This is a genomic window from Clostridium sp. UBA4548 (assembly GCF_002387895.1).
Classification (GTDB): Bacteria; Bacillota; Clostridia; order Clostridiales; family Clostridiaceae; genus Clostridium_J.
The window spans coordinates 130,433-150,730 of sequence record NZ_DGLI01000044.1; the positions used below are offsets into that span (position 1 = coordinate 130,433).

18 protein-coding genes and 2 other annotated features are annotated in these 20,298 nt (G+C 29.7%); of the genes, 7 read left to right on the top strand and 11 right to left on the bottom strand.

The window, feature by feature from the left end; translation table 11 throughout:
* Positions 1 to 395: 395 nt before the first annotated feature.
* The gene (locus tag B3040_RS16075; protein ID WP_291575404.1) at positions 396 to 1,298 is read left to right on the top strand and encodes a DUF2225 domain-containing protein; all 903 of its coding nucleotides are present in this window, start codon (positions 396 to 398) and stop codon (positions 1,296 to 1,298) included.
* Between the two features lie 91 nt (positions 1,299 to 1,389).
* On the opposite strand, the gene B3040_RS16080 is transcribed toward B3040_RS16075, so the two are convergent.
* From B3040_RS16080 to B3040_RS16105, 6 genes are all read right to left on the bottom strand, one after another.
* Positions 1,390 to 2,076: a metallophosphoesterase gene (locus B3040_RS16080; protein ID WP_291575406.1), complete on the bottom strand. Its 687-nt coding sequence runs from the start codon at positions 2,074 to 2,076 to the stop codon at positions 1,390 to 1,392.
* Between the two features lie 11 nt (positions 2,077 to 2,087).
* A complete protein-coding gene (locus B3040_RS16085; RefSeq protein ID WP_291575413.1) occupies positions 2,088 to 2,351 on the bottom strand; it encodes an EscU/YscU/HrcU family type III secretion system export apparatus switch protein in 264 nt (87 codons plus the stop codon).
* Positions 2,352 to 2,526: 175 nt separating this feature from the next.
* Positions 2,527 to 4,164 carry a hypothetical protein gene (locus tag B3040_RS16090; RefSeq protein ID WP_291575415.1) on the bottom strand — a complete coding sequence of 546 codons (1,638 nt, stop codon included), beginning with the start codon at positions 4,162 to 4,164 and terminating at the stop codon, positions 2,527 to 2,529.
* A 279-nt stretch (positions 4,165 to 4,443) separates the two neighbouring features.
* Complete coding sequence (tyrS, locus tag B3040_RS16095; protein WP_291575417.1) at positions 4,444 to 5,670, bottom strand: tyrosine--tRNA ligase; 1,227 nt, start codon at positions 5,668 to 5,670, stop codon at positions 4,444 to 4,446.
* Between the two features lie 306 nt (positions 5,671 to 5,976).
* Positions 5,977 to 6,181 (bottom strand) — a binding site (T-box leader).
* 69 nt (positions 6,182 to 6,250) lie between these two features.
* Positions 6,251 to 6,661: a hypothetical protein gene (locus B3040_RS16100; protein ID WP_291575419.1), complete on the bottom strand. Its 411-nt coding sequence runs from the start codon at positions 6,659 to 6,661 to the stop codon at positions 6,251 to 6,253.
* A 343-nt stretch (positions 6,662 to 7,004) separates the two neighbouring features.
* Positions 7,005 to 8,153, bottom strand: coding sequence for a helix-turn-helix domain-containing protein (locus B3040_RS16105; RefSeq protein WP_291575422.1), 1,149 nt, complete (start codon positions 8,151 to 8,153; stop codon positions 7,005 to 7,007).
* 265 nt (positions 8,154 to 8,418) lie between these two features.
* Between B3040_RS16105 and B3040_RS16110 the strand changes: the two genes are divergently transcribed.
* Positions 8,419 to 8,586: a zinc-ribbon domain-containing protein gene (locus B3040_RS16110; RefSeq protein ID WP_291575430.1), complete on the top strand. Its 168-nt coding sequence runs from the start codon at positions 8,419 to 8,421 to the stop codon at positions 8,584 to 8,586.
* A gap of 352 nt (positions 8,587 to 8,938) precedes the next feature.
* On the opposite strand, the gene B3040_RS16115 is transcribed toward B3040_RS16110, so the two are convergent.
* Both B3040_RS16115 and B3040_RS16120 read right to left on the bottom strand, forming a co-directional pair.
* Positions 8,939 to 9,505, bottom strand: a complete 567-nt coding sequence (locus B3040_RS16115; RefSeq protein ID WP_291575432.1) for an ECF transporter S component — start codon at positions 9,503 to 9,505, stop codon at positions 8,939 to 8,941.
* 434 nt (positions 9,506 to 9,939) lie between these two features.
* Positions 9,940 to 11,538 carry a peptide chain release factor 3 gene (locus B3040_RS16120; protein WP_291575435.1) on the bottom strand — a complete coding sequence of 533 codons (1,599 nt, stop codon included), beginning with the start codon at positions 11,536 to 11,538 and terminating at the stop codon, positions 9,940 to 9,942.
* A 372-nt stretch (positions 11,539 to 11,910) separates the two neighbouring features.
* Between B3040_RS16120 and B3040_RS16125 the strand changes: the two genes are divergently transcribed.
* Entirely contained in the window at positions 11,911 to 12,498 is a 588-nt protein-coding gene (locus tag B3040_RS16125) for an AAA family ATPase (protein WP_017417135.1), read from the top strand.
* Between the two features lie 91 nt (positions 12,499 to 12,589).
* Here the strand turns inward: B3040_RS16125 and trpS are convergent, their stop codons facing one another.
* Positions 12,590 to 13,597 carry a tryptophan--tRNA ligase gene (gene trpS, locus B3040_RS16130; protein WP_291575446.1) on the bottom strand — a complete coding sequence of 336 codons (1,008 nt, stop codon included), beginning with the start codon at positions 13,595 to 13,597 and terminating at the stop codon, positions 12,590 to 12,592.
* A 118-nt stretch (positions 13,598 to 13,715) separates the two neighbouring features.
* Positions 13,716 to 13,950: a binding site (T-box leader), on the bottom strand.
* A 120-nt stretch (positions 13,951 to 14,070) separates the two neighbouring features.
* Positions 14,071 to 14,445 carry a desulfoferrodoxin gene (locus B3040_RS16135; protein WP_291575448.1) on the bottom strand — a complete coding sequence of 125 codons (375 nt, stop codon included), beginning with the start codon at positions 14,443 to 14,445 and terminating at the stop codon, positions 14,071 to 14,073.
* A gap of 237 nt (positions 14,446 to 14,682) precedes the next feature.
* Between B3040_RS16135 and B3040_RS16140 the strand changes: the two genes are divergently transcribed.
* Both B3040_RS16140 and B3040_RS16145 read left to right on the top strand, forming a co-directional pair.
* Positions 14,683 to 14,946, top strand: coding sequence for a hypothetical protein (locus tag B3040_RS16140; RefSeq protein WP_291575450.1), 264 nt, complete (start codon positions 14,683 to 14,685; stop codon positions 14,944 to 14,946).
* A gap of 296 nt (positions 14,947 to 15,242) precedes the next feature.
* Positions 15,243 to 15,773 (top strand): hypothetical protein, encoded by a 531-nt coding sequence (locus B3040_RS16145; protein ID WP_291575457.1) that lies wholly within the window; start codon positions 15,243 to 15,245, stop codon positions 15,771 to 15,773.
* A 130-nt stretch (positions 15,774 to 15,903) separates the two neighbouring features.
* Here the strand turns inward: B3040_RS16145 and B3040_RS16150 are convergent, their stop codons facing one another.
* On the bottom strand, positions 15,904 to 17,205 hold the full coding sequence (locus B3040_RS16150; protein WP_291575460.1) for a M18 family aminopeptidase: 1,302 nt from the start codon (positions 17,203 to 17,205) through the stop codon (positions 15,904 to 15,906).
* A 297-nt stretch (positions 17,206 to 17,502) separates the two neighbouring features.
* Between B3040_RS16150 and B3040_RS16155 the strand changes: the two genes are divergently transcribed.
* Positions 17,503 to 18,687 carry a cation diffusion facilitator family transporter gene (locus tag B3040_RS16155; RefSeq protein WP_291575462.1) on the top strand — a complete coding sequence of 395 codons (1,185 nt, stop codon included), beginning with the start codon at positions 17,503 to 17,505 and terminating at the stop codon, positions 18,685 to 18,687.
* Between the two features lie 330 nt (positions 18,688 to 19,017).
* Positions 19,018 to 20,118: a PRK06851 family protein gene (locus B3040_RS16160; protein WP_291575464.1), complete on the top strand. Its 1,101-nt coding sequence runs from the start codon at positions 19,018 to 19,020 to the stop codon at positions 20,116 to 20,118.
* Positions 20,119 to 20,298 lie beyond the last annotated feature (180 nt).

A 20,298-nucleotide genomic window follows, 5' to 3' on the forward strand; every position in this document is an offset into this window, starting at 1 on the left:
TTTCATTCCTTTGCCAACTAAGTACTACAGGTAATCATAGTTAAAATTGTTTATATACTCTTATGATTACCATGGGACTTTGAAAATTACTATATTAAAATTTCTACAAACCCTTTAAAACTAAATACATAAAATATTATATCACAAGATTGACAATAAAAAATATAATTGAATATTTTTGTTTTAATTCCAATAATTATAATATTATAAATTGTACTAAAATATATACTAACTTTCATTATAATATTAACTTCTTATTAATTTATACGATAATTAATAGTATAATAATTATAAGTATATTAACTACCAATTATTTTACTTCATTAATTTTCTCACAAAAATTAATAATTACGTTTATACATATAAACTTGATAATATCATTACAGGAGGGTTCTATGAGTGAAATTTTTAATGGTCTAGAAGAACTAGGCTTTAAGGAAATAGATATAGACGATATTTATGGAAAAGACAAAGAAAAAATTAAAGCGGCACAAAAACACATCTCTGTAAAAAGCCCTTTATATCTTACTACTGTTTGTTGCCCAGTATGTGGTAATAACTTTAAAGAAAAGGCTGTTAAATCTTCAAGTTCTAGAATCGCATCTAAGGATACAGATTTATTTATAAGATATGATATTACAAATCCCTATTTTTATGATGTTTGGATCTGCAATAAGTGCGGTTACTCAGCTTTAAAGGTAGACTTTCTTAAAATAAGAGAAGGCGAAATTCAATTGATTTCAGAGAAAATAACTCCAAAATTCAAATCTAAAATATATCCTGAATTTTATGATTTAGATATTGCTATTGAACGATATAAGATGGCTTTAATCAATGCTGTATATATGGAATCTAAGTGGAGTAGAAAAGCTATAATTTGCTTAAAACTTGCTTGGATGTACAGACTTATGAATTCTGAGTATGGTAAAGAGATGGAAAGAGTGTTTTTAAAAGAAACAGTAAAAGGATTAGAGGAAGCATATATGAATGAATCTTTTCCTATTTACGGAATGGATAACCTTACAACCATGTATCTTATTGCTGAAATACATAGAAGACTTGGAAATCATTCTGTCGCATTAACTTGGTTTAGTAACTTAATCACCTCTAAAGGTGTAAAGCCTAATTTAAAGGAATTAGCAAGAACCCAAAAGGATCTGGTTAAAGAGGAACTTTTGCTTATGAAAAAGCTTGAGTTAAATGGGGAATTATTGAATGATGAAAGTTTTGACTTACATCATGAAGATAACACTAAAACGAGTACTCCAAAAAAGTCCTTTTTAAAACTATTTAAGTAGTCGGAAGCCTTAATATCTTCATGATTTCCAATTAACATTAATAAAAAAGATAATTTAACTAAAGAAGGACCAGTAATTTAGTCCTTTTTAGTTAAATTATCTTTTTTGGTGTAAAATTAATATAGTCACAGGAAGTGAGAATGTATTCTACCTCCTCCTTTACCCCTTCAAATACATTATTTAATCCATATCCATGCAGATGACCATAAATAACTTTTTCTACTTCATAATCTCTAAGTATATCAATAAACCCTGTATCTTCACAACCTTCATTAGTAGGAGGGTAATGTAGCATAACTATAATTTTGCTATACCCATCTTTTTTTGCCATATCTAAAGATAAGGTTAATCTTATGAGTTCTCTTTCATATACCTTTTTATCATGTGCAGTAAACTTAGATGAACTTGGTGTTATCCATCCCCTAGTACCACAAATAGCATAATCCTCATAGGTAAAAAAGTTATTTTGAATAAAATTCATATCCTTATACATAGAATTTAACTTTGTTATACTGGTCCACCAATAATCATGGTTTCCCTTAACAAATATTTTTTTACCTGGTAGCCTGTGAATGAATTCTAAGTCTTCTCTTCCATCTTCCATCCTCATGGACCAAGATATATCACCGGCAACCAAAACTGTATCTTCTTCTTTTACTATATTAATCCAATTTTCCTGAATTTTTTCGTGATGCTTAAACCACTTGTCTCCAAACACGTCCATTGGCTTATCACCAGTCAATGCTAAATGAAGATCTGATATTGCATAAAGTGCCATTATCCTATCACCTACTTTTTCATGTTGTTATCTATATCCATTACATATGCTATTACCTTAGCTACGATATCATAGAGTTCATAAGGTATCTCATCTCCAATATCAACCTTAGTAAGCATATCTGTTAATTCCTTATTATAAACTATAGGAACCTTATTTTCTTCTGCACTTTCTATTATTTTGTCAGCAATTCTACCCACACCTGAAGCAGTAACTCTTGGAGCTGAACTATTCAAATCATACTTCAGTGCAGCTGCTTTTTTTCTTTCATTCATTAAACCACTCCTATAAACAATAAAATACCAATGAGCATTTTATTTAATGAAACCAACCTTTTAATAACAATTATTTATTAACATATTTATTGCTACATGACAATATAATATTTTCTTTAATTCCCAGTAGCAACTCTTTATTAAAGATAAATATAAAAACTTAAATTGACCTTTTTTATACCACAATATTAATGGCCGTAATATCTTCATCAGAAAAAAACTCTCTACAATTACTCAAGGAAAACTCAACTTTACGCTGATTTACTGAAACATTGAAAACATGATTTTCATCTCCTAAATCCATTAAGAGCTTTTCCTTATACACATCTAAAGCTTTCACAAAAGTCTTATCTGCCTCTATCCGAATAGTTACACTATTGTTAATAACTGAAATATAAGCATCAACGGTATTCATATTAATTGTACTAATGCTAGTAGCAATTTTAATATTTTTTGAATCTAACTTTTTACCACTTGTTCTTTCATCCTTGATTACTAATTTACAATCATATTGATTCTCCTTAACATTCATAGGAATGTTTAAGTAATAATAGTCATTATTTAGGGTATTAAACATCTTAAACTCTTGAAATTTCCCTTCTAAGTTTTGAAATACTTTATTTACAGTATTATTATTTTCTTCGGTAAACTTTAATAGCTCTAAAAGATTGTTTTTCAACATTCCTAATTTACCCTTAATTTCCTCTTTCACCATGCCTTCCGTAGATAAGAAAGTCTTTTCCTCAATAGCTTTACCTTTCAATTTAAGTGGTGAAAGTTGCTCCTCTTGAGTCTTATCAGAAACTGAGTGTTTTGAAACTTCTATATCTTTATGATTCAAGGAAGTGTTTTTTAACGGTTCTGCACTGTCACTATCTGGAGAGCTTATTTTAGAAGCATCAATTTTAGCCACTTTACTTTCTTTTACTTCACTTGTTTCTTTATTATTTAAACCTAATGAATTGTCTTCACGTCCAACTGCTTTATTTTCCAGCCCAGCTTTATTTGTACTGCTATTATTATTTGTTATTTCCCCATTTATATTTGCTATAAAACTATTTTTCCCATTGTGGTTACCTGTTTGTCCTACTAAAGTTTTAATTTCCTCTAAATCTTTAAATATATTCATACTAGGGGATATGATTTTATTAAAACCCCTTAGATTATCTTCAGTCAAGGGAATCTTACTTTCCTTAAAAGTTAAAATGCTGTTTAAATCTAATTTTTTTGCCTCGTTAAAGAACCCCTTTAAAGTTTCCTTAATAGTCTGTCCTTTTAAACTATCTGATTGTACTCCTTTAGAATTTAAATATTTTTCAATAAATAAATTCTCTTCTTCTGGTGAAGACTTTATTTTGCTAATAAAATCTGAAAATGCCTTAATTTCTTTAAAGTTTTCCTCACTAATAGGAATATCAAACTTTATCATAGCTTTTATAATTCTTATATCTTCTTTTTGAAAAGAAAACTTTATTCTTCCTATTAAATCATTCAATACATTATCTTCATTTTGCTCCTTAATGAGCTCTTGATGTTCTGGTCTTCCCTCTAAAATTTTTATATTAAGTTTTCCATCCTGAAAACTATCTACTGCAAATTTTAATAAATAATTATCCAACGGTCCATTCATAGCACCTTCTATCTTTGCTGGGAAGGTTCTTCCATCTAATAGTCTTAATATTACTTCAGAAGTATTTCCATCAAGTTTTAGCACTCTAGCTACAAAACTATCTCCCTTTTTAAAAGTAAGCTTATTTAAATCTTGTTTGGTACTTTGATTTTGTACCATATTTATTTTCCAAATTCCAGACATAAAATCATCTCTCCCCCATTTTAGTATAATATATTAATCTAAAACTTCAAAGTACTATCCCTTTCTTTATCGTAATTCTATGTTTAATACTTGAATTTAATAGTAAAACATATAATTTTCAATTAGTTATTAGCATTTTAAATACTGAAAACATACTTAACTTTTACTTTAAATCTTCTCATCTTATAATATGATTGAGTAAAGGCTAAAGTATTTCTAGCCTACAAATAATAAAACTAGTAAGGTCTCACCCCCTACTAGCTTTATGAAAATATAATATTACTCAACAATTAATTTATAGAACTTTTTCTTACCTCTTTTAACAAGTGCAGATCCATCTACTAAAAAGCTTTCATTAAATAATGCATTAACATCTGAAATCTTTTCTTCGTTAATTGTTAATCCACCTTGTTGAATTAATCTTCTTCCTTCAGCTTTAGACGGCACAATTTCAGTTTGCACTAGAATATCTAAAATATTAGCATTTATCATTTCTTTAGAAATAGACACCATAGGTACTGTACTCATATCTACACCCTTGCCAAACAAAGCTTCTGCTGCTTTCGTAGATTTTTCTGCTTCTTCTTCACCATGTACAAGTTTAGTTACTTCATAAGCTAGCACAGCCTTAGCTTCGTTTATTGCTGCATCTCTTAAGGCACCCAATCTTGTAACTTCCTCCATTGGTAAGAAAGTAAGCAATGCTAAACATTTTTCCACATCTGCATCATCAATATTTCTCCAGTATTGGTAAAAATCATATGGAGTTGTTTTTTCTGCATCAAGCCAAACTGCTCCACTTGCTGTTTTTCCCATTTTCTTTCCCTCACTATTAGTTAATAGTGAACAAGTCATTCCATAAGCTGGTTTACTTTCTTTTCTCCTTATAAGCTCCATACCTGCTAGAATATTTGACCATTGGTCGTCTCCTCCAAGTTCCATAGTACATCCATATTTTTGATTAAGAACCAAGAAGTCATAACCTTGCATTAACATGTAGTTAAATTCTAAGAAGGATAGTCCTTTTTCCAATCTCTGTTTGAAGCATTCTGCTGTTAGCATTCTATTCACAGAAAAATGTATTCCAATATCTCTTATAAACTCAACATAGTTAAGGTCTAACAGCCAATCTGCATTATTAGCTAAAATGGCTTTGTCATCACTGAAGTCTATTAATCTTGATAATTGTTTCTTTATGCAGGAAATATTATAATTTATTTCTTCTTTAGATAACATTTGTCTCATATCTGTTCTTCCTGAAGGATCTCCTATCATAGCAGTACCACCACCTACAAGGGCAATAGGTCTATGACCTGCTCTTTGCATGTGTGCCATAAACATCATGGCTATAAAATGCCCTACATGAAGGCTATCAGCAGTTGGATCAAATCCTATATAAAATGTAACCTTTTCCTTACCTAAAATTTCTTTCATTTCTTCTTCATGAGTTAATTGCTTTAAAAATCCACGTTCTTTTAGTACGTCATAAACATTAATATTACTCATACTTTTTCCTCCTCATATGATTTCATTTTATTTTACATTATTAACTAAGTTATATATTTTTTAGTCCTATTATGTAATGAACAAGATTTCAAACTACTAAGAAAAAAGCTTTAAATCTCTAGTAGAAATGAACTAATTACACTTTGATAATGTGTTTTATTATCCTTGTTCATAATGTAATAATCATTATAATAAATAATAACCTTCTAATAAAACTCTTATTTTAACTTTTATAAGTGTTTTTAAAGCTAAAGGGTTTACGGTTTCAATAATAATTTAAATATAAAAATCCCTAGTGCATAAAACACTAGGGACGAAATTTTCCGTGGTACCACCCAATTTGATATAACTATCATCTCTTTCCTTAATAACGTCAGGAACCCGTTTCAGCTTACTACTACTTCAGCCTAAAGTTCAGGAATGTATTTCATCATGTTCCTCAACTGATTTTCACCAACCATCAGCTCTCTGAATGATTTCCATAATTACTTCTTTCCTTCATAACCTTTAACTTATTTTTATTATATCTATAATACTATTAACTTAATTAAATTACAAGTAGAAAATAAATAATTTGGCGCTAAGCTACATATTTTTTTATTACCTCAGGAATTTCTCTTTCATTACAATTTACATTTATATAAAAGTTTACGTTGAATTTTTTCACTAAATATTCTAATTTAGATAATAAAAGTACCATATCTTCATTAGATTTACATATATCATTAAGTACGCCATCTATAAATATAGCCTCGATATCGTAATCCTTTGAAATAATACCGCACATAAAACCATAAAAATCCTTATAATTGTGAATATTAAAGTCTTTAGAGCAAATAAATCTTATATCTCTATTTACTTCCAACATTACCCTTGTATCGTCATCAATATAAACTAAATTTCCTTTTGCTTCTTCTGTTTTTAAATTAGCCAAATTAACTAGAGCTTTTGTTTTTCCAGATCCTCTTTCTTTACAAAATACATGAATCATCTTAAACGCCCCCAAACTATTTTATTACTTATAATAATAATATTTGATAATACAGTTAAATATTATCATTTAGTTGATTTTCTATAAGTTTATTAATTACTTGGTAATTTGTTTTAGAAAATCAGTTTTAGCAAATGTACAAATTTACCTACTGGAATGCTTATAATTAAGCTCATTTAAGAAAGTTTATGAAAAACTTACTGTAATGAATAACCTAAGGTTAATAGCTTACAATGTCATTTCTAAATTTCATAGAAAATTAGTTGTTATAATAATCCTCCTTTATATTAAATAAATGTGATTATACTTTATATTATATAATATTCAGAATATTTTTACAACGTTACAAAGAAATATTTTTAATTCCCGGAAAAATAACTTTGAATATATTTTCCTCTAAAGAATTAATAAACTTGATTCTTCCTATATTTTTAAAGCCCCTTTTCATAATTGAGAATCCTGGATAGGGCTTTAAGTATCTTTTCTTATTATCTAAAGCAATAAGTTTATCATAAATCCACATATTTCTTTTAATGTAGCTGTGGTTTTTATCATTATTATTTAATATCATTGCTCCTGGACTTGATACTATAACACTATTTTCACTAATTACAATTTCAATAACTTTTCCATGGAGACTATAATCCCTATATAGTATTGCATTGTTTATTGCTTCACAAATACTGTTTACAGGATATTTTGATGGAAGAATAGTTTTCAAAAGATTTTCGCTTAACTCTAATAAAGTTAATAAACTCCCTTGAAGTACTGTTACACCACTTTTACGTCCTTCTAATCTGTTGATAACTTTAATCATATTATGAGGCAAGTATATACTATTCACATCAGAAAAAATTAAAAGGCCACCAAGGGTTACCATTCTATTTCCGCTATCCTTATCCATATAGGTAATAGCTGCAGCGTCCATAAATTCAACCCTATTTTCTTCGCTAATTTCTATTCCTTTTGAAGCAAAGTATCTGTCTATAGTACTGTAATTTAATATATTTATACTGCTATTTACTATAGGTGACACTTCTATATTAAAACTTAAACTTTCAGAAAGATAACTTATTACTTCTTCTTTTTTCATGGTATCAGTAGTGGATCCTCTTCTAATATAAAAAGCTCCATTATCTCTTATTTGATAAGGCTTTTGAGTACCTGAGAAAATTGTTATAACTCCTAATCTTTTAGCTCCATATTTAACAAGCTCAAAAGCTATGGGAATTGGTGGTACACATCTAGAGCTTATTACTTGTTGAATAGACTCTTCATTTAAATCCATGTCCTCTATGCCCATAATCTCCTTAGTCTTATCCTCTACTCCAATAACTATATATCCTCTTCCTCCTCGGGAATTTGCAATGGCACATACATCCTTTGCAAGCTCTTTTTTACCACTATCGGTGTAAATATCTATTTTTCGCTTAAAATCTAACTTTGTACTTTCTTCTTTTTTAAGCAGGTTTTTAACTTTTCGAAACTCCATAAATATTCTCCTCTAGCGCTTTATATTATTCTATGCTGTTATAATTTTATGTTTCCATATTACCACTAATTACAGTAATATTATACCATATTTTAAAAAATCCTATTGTCTTATAATTAAAATATGATATAATTAAATTAGAGTTAAAACTCTAATAAGTAAGATTAATTAACAGGCAATTATCCCCTCCTTTAGTCAAGAGGTAGTTTATGTGTGATAGTGTTCCTAGTTTAATTAGTCCTTAGATTAAAAGGAGGTCATTATAATGGCAGATAGAAACATAACATGTAAAGATTGTGGAAAAGAATTTATATTCACTGAGGGCGAGCAAGCTTTCTACAAAGAAAAAGGATTTGAAAATGATCCAGTAAGATGCCCAGAGTGCAGAAAAGCTAGAAAAAACACTAGAAACAACGGATTCAACAAAAGATAATAACTAACAGTTAAAACAAAGCATTTCTATTAATTAGAAATGCTTTTTATTTTGCTTCAAACATATTAAACCCAAGTCTTGTATTTCTTGTTAATTAAAATACCTGAATTCATTTTATTCATAAGTAAGGATTACTCTATTGTTAACTTTGGCAAATAACACAGCTTCATTAAGTAAATTCTACTATTCATTGCTTTCATGTAGTAAGCCACTGATTCCATTATATTTTATTTAAGCTATAGTTTTTTGCAATAGTTTAGCTATAGCTGAAACTTAGTAGAATAAAAAAATAGAAGCTTTATAATCTAGATTATACTTCACCCTAATCTAATATTCTAAAGCTTCTATTTTACTATAATTTCAATACTTTTTTTAGTGGTTCAGTTAAAGGCAATGCAATAGCGATTCCTGCTAAAACTTGAAGTCCATTAAAAGATATATCTTTTAATGCTAATGCAAATGCAGAAATTAAAGATGGAGCTCCATAAGCATAATAATTTAGTAATCCACCTGCAACAAAGTATCCAGCTATCATAAATACACCAGCAACAATAAATGCAAATAAATTATTTATAAAGTTCTTACCTTCATATCCCTTTCTATATGCAATAGTTCCTGCTATATAAGCCATTACTCCTTTAATTACAAAGGTAAAAGGTGCCCAAATTATATAAGGTGATAAAGCATCAAATAAAGTCATACCAATAGCTGCTGCTATAGCACCCTTCTTTTTTCCTAAAAGCACTGCTGCCAAGAAAACCACTGCATCTCCTAAATGAAGCACAGCACCATTTCCTACTGGTATGGCAATCATACTTGTGGCTACATAAGCTAATGCAGCCATCAATGCCACATGAATTAAGCCTAAAGTATCAACTGAAGACTTATTCTTCATTGATAGCTTATTTTGTTTTTCCATAGTCCCCCTCCTTAAAGTTTGATATGTAATATTAATAGTGCACTTAATTTAGCTATAAAATAACTTTTTCATAGTTTGAAACTTATAAACTACTTTATCATCTACCATTGTTTATAGTTCAATACATCCATTAATTGTACTGATACAATTTAGTTTTACACCAACATTTACACCAGTATTATATAACAATTTTTCATAATTTCAACTAATTTAGTTAAGAATTATAAATATTTTTTTCAAGCCGTTTTTTATCTGAAGTCTATCTTAATTCATATATTAGGATAATATATGATAATCATTTTTATGTTTTTAGAATTAAGCTTCTATTATTCACTGGTCAATTACACTGAATTAAGCTTAGATCTTTTTTAAAACTTTACTAGTATATGTGTTCAATAAAAAAAGGCTGAAGTCAATGACTTCAACCTTTTTAATTATTCATCACTTTTTCCAATATTCGATAGCACTAACCCTTTATTATGATCTAATGCCCAACTAATTCCCCAATCACTTTGGAATATTAACAAATCTCTATCTTTTAAATCTTTAACAACCTTAGTATCACTTGTTAAATTCAAAGTATCTACTGGCTTATCATAATTTTCTATCCATCTAATATTCTTATATGCTAACATATCCATTTTTATATCTACATTATACTCATTTTTTAATCTAAATTCTAAAACCTCAAACTGAAGTACTCCAACAACCCCTACTATTATTTGCTCTGTTCCAATATGAAGTTCCTTGAAGACTTGAATTGCTCCCTCTTGAGCTATTTGAGTTACACCTTTTATAAACTGTTTTCTCTTCATAGTATCAACAGTTCTAACTCTAGCAAAATGTTCCGGTGCGAAGGTAGGTATCCCTTCAAACTTAAACTTTTTACTTGGAGAGCATAAGGTATCTCCTATGCTAAATATACCTGGGTCAAAGACTCCTATAATGTCCCCTGCATATGCCTCTTCAATAATTTCCCTATCTTGAGCCAGAAACTGTTGTGGCTGTGCAAGCTTTATTTTCCCTCCACCTTGTGCATGGTAAACTTCCATACCTTTTTCAAAGGCTCCCGAACAAATTCTCATAAATGCTATTCTATCTCTATGAGCTTTATTCATATTTGCTTGTATTTTGAATACAAAAGCTGAAAACTCCTTATCAAAAGGATTTATATGACCTGCATTAGAATTTCTACCAAGTGGTGGTGTGGTTAACTTTAAGAAGTGTGCAAGAAATGGCTCCACACCAAAATTTGTTAAAGCACTACCAAAGAATACTGGAGTTAACTCTCCATTTCTAACCTTTTCATCATTGAACTCATCACCAGCTACGTCTAACAATTCGATATCATCAAGTAGCTTTTCATACAAACTATCAGTAATAGCCTCTCTCGCTGTTACTTCATCATCTATATTAATTATTGTTTCATGGACTTCTCTTTGCCCATGGTCACCTGAATCAAAAATTTGAATTTCCCTTGCATTTCTATCATAAACCCCTTTAAAATGCATTCCAGTTCCTATAGGCCAATTCATTGGATAAGATTTAATTCCAAGTTCACTCTCTAATTCTTCCATTAACTCAAAAGGGTCCCTAGTTTCTCTATCCATCTTGTTTACAAAGGTAAATATGGGTATCTCCCTTATGCTACAAACATGGAACAATTTTCTTGTTTGGTCCTCTACCCCTTTAGCTCCATCAATAACCATTACGGCACTATCAGCAGCCATTAAAGTTCTATAAGTATCTTCACTAAAATCTTGGTGTCCTGGAGTATCTAGAATGTTTATACAATATCCACTATAGTTAAATTGCATTACAGAAGAAGTAACAGAAATACCTCTTTTCTTTTCTATCTCCATCCAGTCTGAAACTGCATGCTTAGATGCCTTTCTAGCCTTAACCGAACCAGCAAGTCTAATTGCTCCCCCATATAAAAGTAGCTTTTCAGTAAGTGTTGTCTTACCTGCGTCTGGGTGAGAAATTATAGCAAAGGTTCTTCTTTTTTCTATCTCTCTTATGTAATCGCTCAAAGCTATCGCTCCTTATCCTCTATTAATTTATGTTACTTGTAATAAAAAGTATATTTTCACTATAACCTTTTATGTTATTAACAGTTTTACCTTACTAAATTTTATCTTGGTTTTACATACATCCTATATAATAACATAATAACTAAGTTAAAACAATTTTTTTATACAATATCAGGCTAAAACTTACATTATATAAACCTCTATTCTCTCTAGAAGCTGTATTTCCTATACTACTGAAATTACTACCCTCTTTAACATATGCCTTCCAATTATATTATGACGCATTTTTTGCTTTTTATTGGTATCCTGTTGAAAATTGTAATTATTATTGCTATAATTAAAAAGCTTATTAATTAATTTGGAGGTCATAAAATGACTACTAGAATAGCAATACTGGGCGGACCAAGATGTGGAAAGACCACTCTTATGCAACAGTTATATGTGGATATGAAAATTGCCGGATTAGATGTTGGATGTGCTTCAGAGTATAGTACAGATTATTTAAGAGAAAAGGGCATGATTGAAACTATTTCTGAACAATACGGAATATACTTAGGTCAGCTTAAGTTAGAAGAGGATCTATGCTCCTTTGATTATGCAATCACGGACTATGCTACTTTTGTACCATATATCTATGCTAGGTTTATGCTAGGAAACAGAAAACGTACAATTAAAGAAATTGAAATATTAAAAGACTTATACGGTCTTGCTATAAGAGACATTTCTAAATATGATTATATTTTTTATGTTGGGAGAGAGTTTGGATACTCTAAGGATGGAGTAAGATGGCAAGATGAAAAAGCTGCTACTGCAATTGATGATGCTATTTTACAATTTCTAGATACTGAGTCAGTTCCCTATTCAAAGTTAACCGGCAACACTAAGGAAAGAGCCAAGCAGATACTTGATGTTTTAGGTATTAAAGCAGAAGTACATAATTCTGATAATGAACTAGTATAAAAATACTTTTCATTTCTCTATTTAAAGGTTAAACCTAGTTTCTTTTATGGAAACTAGGTTTCTTTTTATTTTACCAGTTATTTTTTGCCAATTATTTAGATGTATTAGGAATTAGCCCAATTTTCTTTTGCATTTTTCTTAAAGTTTTCATAGCTACATAATTAGCTTTTTCTGCACCTGCTTTATAAATACTTTCTAGATATGACTTGTTGTTTAACAATTCCTTAACCTTAGTTTGAACTGACTCTAGTTCACTAACTATAGCTTCAGCAACATCTGTTTTAAACTGAGCATAGCCCATTCCCTCATATTTATTTTCAATTTCTTCAATAGTTTCACCAGTAATTGTACTTAATATTGTCATTAAATTTTTAACTCCAGGTTGATCATCACTGAATTTAACCACTCCCAAGCTATCTGTAACGGCCCTTGAAACTTTTTTTCTAATAACTTCCGGCGGATCCATAACTTGAATTGAACCATTTGGATTTTCTTCTGACTTAGCCATCTTTTTTGTAGGGTCTTGTAAATCCATTATTTTTGCCCCAGTTTTTGCTACATATGGTTCTGGAACTACGAAAGTAGGACTATAGAGTCTATTAAACCTTTCTGCTAAATCTCTTGCAAGCTCTAAATGCTGAACTTGATCCTTTCCTACAGGAACTAAATCTGTTCCATAAAGAAGCACATCTGCTGCCATAAGAATTGGATAATTAAATAATCCAGCTCCTATACTTTCTCCACCCTTTTGAGCTTTATCTTTATACTGAGTCATCCTGCTCATTTCTCCCATATATGCAATACAGGTTAAAAGCCAAGAAGCTTCTGAGTGGGCTGGTACATGAGATTGAATAAATAAGGTGTTTTTCGCTGGATCAATACCAGCTGCAATATAAATTGCAAGTATTTCTAAAGTTCTTCTCCTCACGTCAGCAGGAAGCTGCTGTACCGTAATAGCATGTAAATCAACTACGGAAAAATAACAATCATACTCTTCTTGTAACTTTACCCAGTTTTTTATAGCTCCTAGATAATTACCTAAGGTTAAATCCCCTGAAGGCTTTACTCCACTAAAAATTACTTTTTTCTTATCTTCCATATCTAACACTCCTTTTTAATATTTAATTTAACTACCATACAAAGATTTCACTATGTTTTTATTATTAAACTTGATAATTATCAACTGAAATTAAAAACGCCCTATGGATATTATTAATCCATAGGGCGTAAAATACGCGGTACCACCTAAATTTAAAACTATGATGTATAGTTACTCTTTCAGATACAAATTATATCCTATCTCTGTAACGTGAGAATCACGTGAAAGACTACTACAGTTCATCTTCCCTCTCCACGACCCATTCAGTTTAATCATAATTATGGTAATCCCACCATCTACCACTCTCTGTGAATTTGTTTTTAAACTTACTTACTTCGTTTCAATGATTTTAATAAGTGTTAATTTATTATATATTATGCAACTATTCTTAGATAGTGTCAAGAGTTTTTTCAACAAATATAAATTTAAAACTAGATTAAAATCTAAGTTGTAATATATACTTTAGGACTTTTCTATGATCTCCAAAGTCCGTGTAAATTACAATATTCTCTAGCATATATTAATTCTTCATTAATTTGAAACTCAGCCACTGGTTGTTCGTCAATTGATAAGAATTTTCTATAAACTCTATCCTTTGTATGAACTTCTATCCACTCAATATGATGTTCTACTGTCATTGGGTGCAATACAGAACCTACAGTTACTCTATATCCACCTTCTATCTTTTCTACTACTGGTACATGCTTTTCAACTGCTGCTTCTTGGGTATTTTCTTTTTTAAGAGTCATAGGCTTTCCGCAACATACTAAAGTACCTGCTGCTTCATGGATTACTTCAATTATGTGTCCACATACCTCACATTTGTATACTTGTCTTAATTCACTCATTTCTTTTACCTCCAAACTTTTATTGTCATTAATACTATAATACCATAATTTAGAAAAAATTACACATCATTATTATAATATGCACAAATTAAATTTTTATTAATTATATATCTTTAGAAAATTATTGATTTTTATTATGTTAGGTATTTAATTATAGTTTTTACACAAGATAGTCATAAGAAACTTCTTTCTATAGATTTTTCTTATAAATTATTTTTAATAAAAGGAGGAGTATTTATGGAAACTAAAAATAAAAACAACGAACCTAAAAAGGTATATGGCCCTAATCAAAGGGATTTTTTAGAAGTTAATCCTAAAGAAGTTAAAGCCTATTCATTAGAAGACTACACTCTCCTACCTGACAATGTACAAGATCCAATAGTTTCGAACAATATATCTTATATGGAGTTTGACTATACTTATAATGGTGGTGAAGATCTTCTTGGCTTTTCAAATGAGATTCCAGAAACACCTAAGAATCCTAGAAATATAAATAATTAAATTGGCATTAAACAAAATAGCTTACAGGTTTATATATATCATTAAATTCTAGAAACATTAAGAAAATTTATGTGGATTTGCATACAATTAAACAGTAATTTCTATTCTCTATGTAAAAGTATAATTTTAAGTTCCTTTATTACTCAAAAATTAATTCTATCTTAACAAAGGTCTACATAATTATATGTAACCTTTGTATTTTTTTGTAAATATTTTATGAACTTTCTCACCATAATATGGCATTATTTTAACATGTTTTCCGTTATAATTAGATTAATATAATTATGGAGGTTAATATGCGAAATTTAAAATTTGTACTTATAATTATCTTCATACTGAGTTTTTCACTTACAGCATATGGTTCTAAAATGAAACCTACAGAGGAGGAAGTATTTTTAGAATCCTTCTTAACTGAACTTTATACATTCAATAATAATGACTTGCAAAATTTATATTTTTATAAATTTATGTATCCCTATGATAAGTTCAGCTTAAATCTTAGAAATTATATGACTGAAAAAAAATTTGAAGATTTTAGTAACCAAAATTTATATTATGACTTTATAACCTCTTCTTACTATAATGGATTTAACAGTTCTATATACTACATTAATATAAAACCATTAAGAAAAAACATAACAGCCAATTCTTACGCCTATGTGGCTACTGTTGAATTGTTATACCCTCATAAAAATAAAAAAGAAGTATATAATGTAACTGGTGAAATAAGTATATCAAGAATTAATGATGTCTATAAAATAACAAATTTAAATAAAATAATTTTTCCCTATGCTGGTTTTTCCAATGTAGTTTCTAAGTTAGTATAAAACTCATGCTTTACAGACTTCTTAAGACCTTATAGTTTTTTATTATATGTTTATAGTCCTTAATATGAACTTATATATTAACTAAAAAAGATCCCAGCATTTTCTGGAATCTTTTTATTAATGGCTTATATTATAATTTATAGAATTCTAAAAATGACTTCATAACGTAGGTATGATCCATAACCCCTGCTAACTCTCTGATTGAGTGCATAGCTAAGGTTGGATTTCCAATATCTATTGAGCGAATATTTAAATGAGTTGAAGATATTGGTCCAATAGTTGAACCACCTCTTACATCTGAACGGTTTACAAATTTTTGATAAGGTATTTGCGCAGACTTGCAAAGTTCCTCATAAACAGCAGAGGATTCACTATCAGTTGTATAAGCAAAGTTTGCATTTATCTTTATAACAGGACCTTTATTTATAACTGGTCTACTAGTCGGATCATGCTTATCAGGGTTATTTGGATGTACTGCGTGAGCATTATCTCCTGAAATTATAAAGGATTTAGCTAACGCTCTGAAGAAATCTTCTCTTTCTTTTCCAAAGGCTAACACTATTCTCTCCAAAATGTTTGCTAACATGTCTGAGTCTGCACCTTGTTTTGTGGAACTTCCTATTTCTTCATTATCGAAGCAAACCATTACATTGGTAGCTTGAGCAACTGATGCTTCTTTAATAGCAGCTATTCCTGCATGTACCATTTGTAAATCATCTAATCTTCCTGCTGAGATAAACTCATCATTTAGCCCAATGATACTTCCTCTCTCGAATTCATATAAGAATAAATCAAAGTCGATTATTTCTTTAGCATCTATATTTAATTCTTTAGCAATAGCATTTAATAAATAATTTCCTTTTTCTAATTCATTATTAACTAATGAAAGTAAAGGTAAAGTATCTCTTTGAGCATTTAGCTCCACACCTTTATTCACTTCTCTATTCATATGTATTGCTACATTTGGAATTATTAGAATAGGTTTTTTAATATTTACTAAAGCAGTTTTTGGACATAATATACTTTCACCCTTTAAAACTACTCTTCCAGCCACTGATAGCGGTCTATCTAGCCAAGTGTTTAATATTGGTCCTCCGTATACTTCTGTGTTTAATCTAACATAGGTATTTTCTACAACCATTTCACAAGCAGGCTTAACTCTAAAAGTTGGTGAATCTGTATGAGCGCCAACAATTTTAAATCCATGGTTTTCAATCTCACCATTTCCAACTACGAAAGCAACTAGCGCTGATTGATTTTTAGTAGTATAATATTTCCCACCTTTTTCAAGATTCCACTTATCTTCTTCTTTTAACTCTTGAAACCCAGAGTTATCTAAATCTTTTTTCAGATTTTCAACAGCATGAAATGCTGTAGGGCTATCGTATAGAAAATCTATAAGTTCTTGAGCAAATTTTAATTCATTTGTCATTTTATATACCTCCCTATAATTGAACTTCTATAAAGTAGTATATCAAACTTTCACTTTCCTTTTCTACAAATATTTAAAATAAGTAGAAATTTTTTTATTGTTTGAATTCCCTTTCCTAATTTGTAAGTATTTATATTGTACTATTCTTGCATACTTACTTTGATTAAATCTTGGCATACCATAAAATAAAAGTATAAACATTGTAATTATGACTTATGATATAATTAGAAAATAGGTTTTAACTTACTTCTAAAAAAATAAAGCTTATATACATAATTTTATAGATGAGGTGCAAAAATGATTTCTAATTTCTTGATTAAAAAGTTTATAGCAAATTATTCCGATACGAAAAATAAAAAAGTCCGAGAAAAATATGGATACCTTGGTGGTATTATAGGTATAGTTGTGAACTTATTATTATTTGGAGTTAAATTTACTGTAGGACTAATTGTAAATAGTATTGCAGTTACTGCTGATGCTTTTAATAATCTTTCTGATGTAGGTTCATCAGTTGTAACAATTTTTGGATTTAAACTCTCCAGCAAACCTGCAGATAGGGAGCATCCTTTCGGGCATGGTAGAATTGAATACATCTCTGGACTTATTGTTGCATTTTTAGTATTAATGGTAGGCTTTGAATTTGTAAAAAGTTCTTTTGATAGAATCAAAAATCCAACACCAGTAGAATTCTCCTTTGTTCCTTTTATACTGCTTTTAATTTCTATCTTATTTAAAGTATGGCTTAGTAGGTTTTATAAAAATATAGGTGGTAAAATTAACTCTTCTGCGCTACAAGCTTCTGGAGTAGATGCACTTAGTGATGTAGTTTCTTCCTCAACTGTGGCATTTTCTCTCTTAATTTCAAGATTTACTTCCTTTCCTATAGATGGATATATTGGTATGGCTGTTTCTGCTGTTATACTTTATGCAGGTTATAACTTAATAAAAGACACCTTAAATCCCTTACTTGGTACAGCACCAGACAAGGAATTAGTTGAAAGTATTCAGCAACTTATGTTAAATTATGAACACATAGATGGTACTCATGATTTATTAGTTCATAATTATGGTCCCGGAAGAATTATAGCTTCTATTCATGCGGAAGTTCCATTAAATATTTCAGTTGTAAAAATTCATGAAGTTATAGATAGAGCTGAAAAAGAAATTTCTGCTGAGCTTGATATTTATTTAGTTATTCATATGGACCCTATAACTACAGATGATCGAGAGATTTTAGAGGCTAAAGAAGAACTTGCTGAAGCTTTAAAAGCATTTCCCCTTGTAAAGTCCTTTCATGATTTTAGGGTTGTTGGTGAGGGCGAAAATAAAAATCTAATTTTTGATGTGGTGATTGACGCTAACCATAAACTCACCGCTGAAGAGGAATTAAAAATCCAAAAGGACATAAATGTGGAACTGAAGAAAACCCATCCAAATCATAATGCTATTGTAACAGTGGATAAGGATTATTTAGGTGTGTAAAGTTTCAATGTAATGACTTATAAGGCTCTTTTAGAAATTATATATGCTTAAAATCATACGACTATGCTGATACTCCTTAACCCCAGAAAAATTTTAAACATAATAAAACTAATACTAGCTAAAATTGCTAATATTAGTTTTATTTTTCTTGTATTCAACATTAATGCATTTAAACTGTTATTAATACAAATCCCCAGTAATATTCCTTCTTATATCTATTCACTGTACTAATTAACATAAACTTAACACCAATAACTTAAAATTAGCAATAGCATTCTAATGAACTCCAGAATAGTATATATTACTATGAAAATATGGAGTGTGATTTTTATGTCCGGTAAACAAAGACATTTTTTCCCTGGTGGTAATACTTCTAAAGGTTTTTACTCTTTTTATAGGTATATCCTTTCTCAAGATGAAGCAAAGCGTATAATTTGTATTAAAGGTGGTCCTGGTACTGGCAAATCCTCACTTATGAAGAAGGTTGCAAGTATATTTTTAGAAAAAGGCTATGAAGTAGAATATCATCATTGCTCTTCAGATAATAATTCTCTTGATGGAGTTGTAATCAAAGGCTTGAATGTTGCTCTATTAGATGGAACTTCTCCACATGTAGTAGACCCTATAAATCCTGGGGCAGTGGATGAAATTTTAAACTTGGGCCAATGTTGGAATGAAGAAGGTTTTAAGTCCTTTAAACCCTTTATTATGGATACTAATAAAAAAGTTGGGAAAATCTTCAGAAGAGCTTACAGATTCTTTGGAGCTGCTAAAGATATTTATGAAGACTGGTCTACTTTTAATAGCGAAGCGCTAAGCCTAAATAAACTTAGCTTATTAAAAGAAGAACTTAAAAATGATATTTTACCTAATAGTGTAAGCAAACTTGGTTTTGATCGCCATCTTTTCGCTACTGCTTTTACTCCTAATGGAATTGTAACTTATATAGAAAATTTAATAAAAGGATTTCCAAAGGTTTATGTTCTCAAAGGTGGTCCTGGAACAGGTAAAACCAATATTCTTCAATACCTCTATGAGGAGGCAGTAAGGCGTGGTTATTATGTAGAAGTATTCCATACTCCACTTACTCCTGATAGAATTGAGCATGTGCTGATTCCAGCTCTTGGTGTGGCTGTTGTAACCTCAAATGAAATTAATAATCTGAATATTAATGGTAAAATCTATGACATGAATAATTTACTAAATAAAAATCTTTTAGAAAAAAATAAAGATGATATTGATGAAGTTAAAGAAACCTTCTACTTGCTTCTTAACAAAGGTCTTGCTTGCATTAAAAGAGCAAAGGGTCTTCACGATGATCTTGAAACTGGATATATTCCAAACATGAACTTTAATAAGATAAATGAAATTTCTGAGGAAACTATTCAAAGATTATTAAAATATGAAGAGGAGTACTTGAGAGATAAGTAATCAAAGGACCTCTTTCTTTATGGTAAGTTACCACTAGAGTGATAAATGTATTAAAGGTAGTCAAAAAATTAGTGTGGTGAATTCACCACACTTTTTATATTGTTATAATATTCTATATAAGCCTATCTCCCGTAACCCAAGTTTATTAATAAGTTTTCCATTACTAAATTTTGTTTTCTT

Excerpts from the sequence above, each read along its gene's own strand:
- B3040_RS16085 (WP_291575413.1), bottom strand. The coding sequence starts at position 2,351 with ATGAATGAAAGAAAAAAAGCAGCTGCACTGAAGTATGATTTGAATAGT.
- B3040_RS16080 (WP_291575406.1), bottom strand. The coding sequence starts at position 2,076 with ATGGCACTTTATGCAATATCAGATCTTCATTTAGCATTGACTGGTGAT.
- B3040_RS16135 (WP_291575448.1), bottom strand. The coding sequence starts at position 14,445 with ATGAGTGAATTAAGACAAGTATACAAATGTGAGGTATGTGGACACATA.
- B3040_RS16160 (WP_291575464.1), top strand. The coding sequence starts at position 19,018 with ATGTCCGGTAAACAAAGACATTTTTTCCCTGGTGGTAATACTTCTAAA.
- B3040_RS16075 (WP_291575404.1), top strand. The coding sequence starts at position 396 with ATGAGTGAAATTTTTAATGGTCTAGAAGAACTAGGCTTTAAGGAAATA.
- B3040_RS16110 (WP_291575430.1), top strand. The coding sequence starts at position 8,419 with ATGGCAGATAGAAACATAACATGTAAAGATTGTGGAAAAGAATTTATA.
- trpS (WP_291575446.1), bottom strand. The coding sequence starts at position 13,597 with ATGGAAGATAAGAAAAAAGTAATTTTTAGTGGAGTAAAGCCTTCAGGG.
- tyrS (WP_291575417.1), bottom strand. The coding sequence starts at position 5,670 with ATGAGTAATATTAATGTTTATGACGTACTAAAAGAACGTGGATTTTTA.
- B3040_RS16145 (WP_291575457.1), top strand. The coding sequence starts at position 15,243 with ATGCGAAATTTAAAATTTGTACTTATAATTATCTTCATACTGAGTTTT.
- B3040_RS16105 (WP_291575422.1), bottom strand. The coding sequence starts at position 8,153 with ATGGAGTTTCGAAAAGTTAAAAACCTGCTTAAAAAAGAAGAAAGTACA.
- B3040_RS16150 (WP_291575460.1), bottom strand. The coding sequence starts at position 17,205 with ATGACAAATGAATTAAAATTTGCTCAAGAACTTATAGATTTTCTATAC.
- B3040_RS16155 (WP_291575462.1), top strand. The coding sequence starts at position 17,503 with ATGATTTCTAATTTCTTGATTAAAAAGTTTATAGCAAATTATTCCGAT.
- B3040_RS16090 (WP_291575415.1), bottom strand. The coding sequence starts at position 4,164 with ATGTCTGGAATTTGGAAAATAAATATGGTACAAAATCAAAGTACCAAA.
- B3040_RS16100 (WP_291575419.1), bottom strand. The coding sequence starts at position 6,661 with ATGATTCATGTATTTTGTAAAGAAAGAGGATCTGGAAAAACAAAAGCT.
- B3040_RS16140 (WP_291575450.1), top strand. The coding sequence starts at position 14,683 with ATGGAAACTAAAAATAAAAACAACGAACCTAAAAAGGTATATGGCCCT.
- B3040_RS16125 (WP_017417135.1), top strand. The coding sequence starts at position 11,911 with ATGACTACTAGAATAGCAATACTGGGCGGACCAAGATGTGGAAAGACC.
- B3040_RS16115 (WP_291575432.1), bottom strand. The coding sequence starts at position 9,505 with ATGGAAAAACAAAATAAGCTATCAATGAAGAATAAGTCTTCAGTTGAT.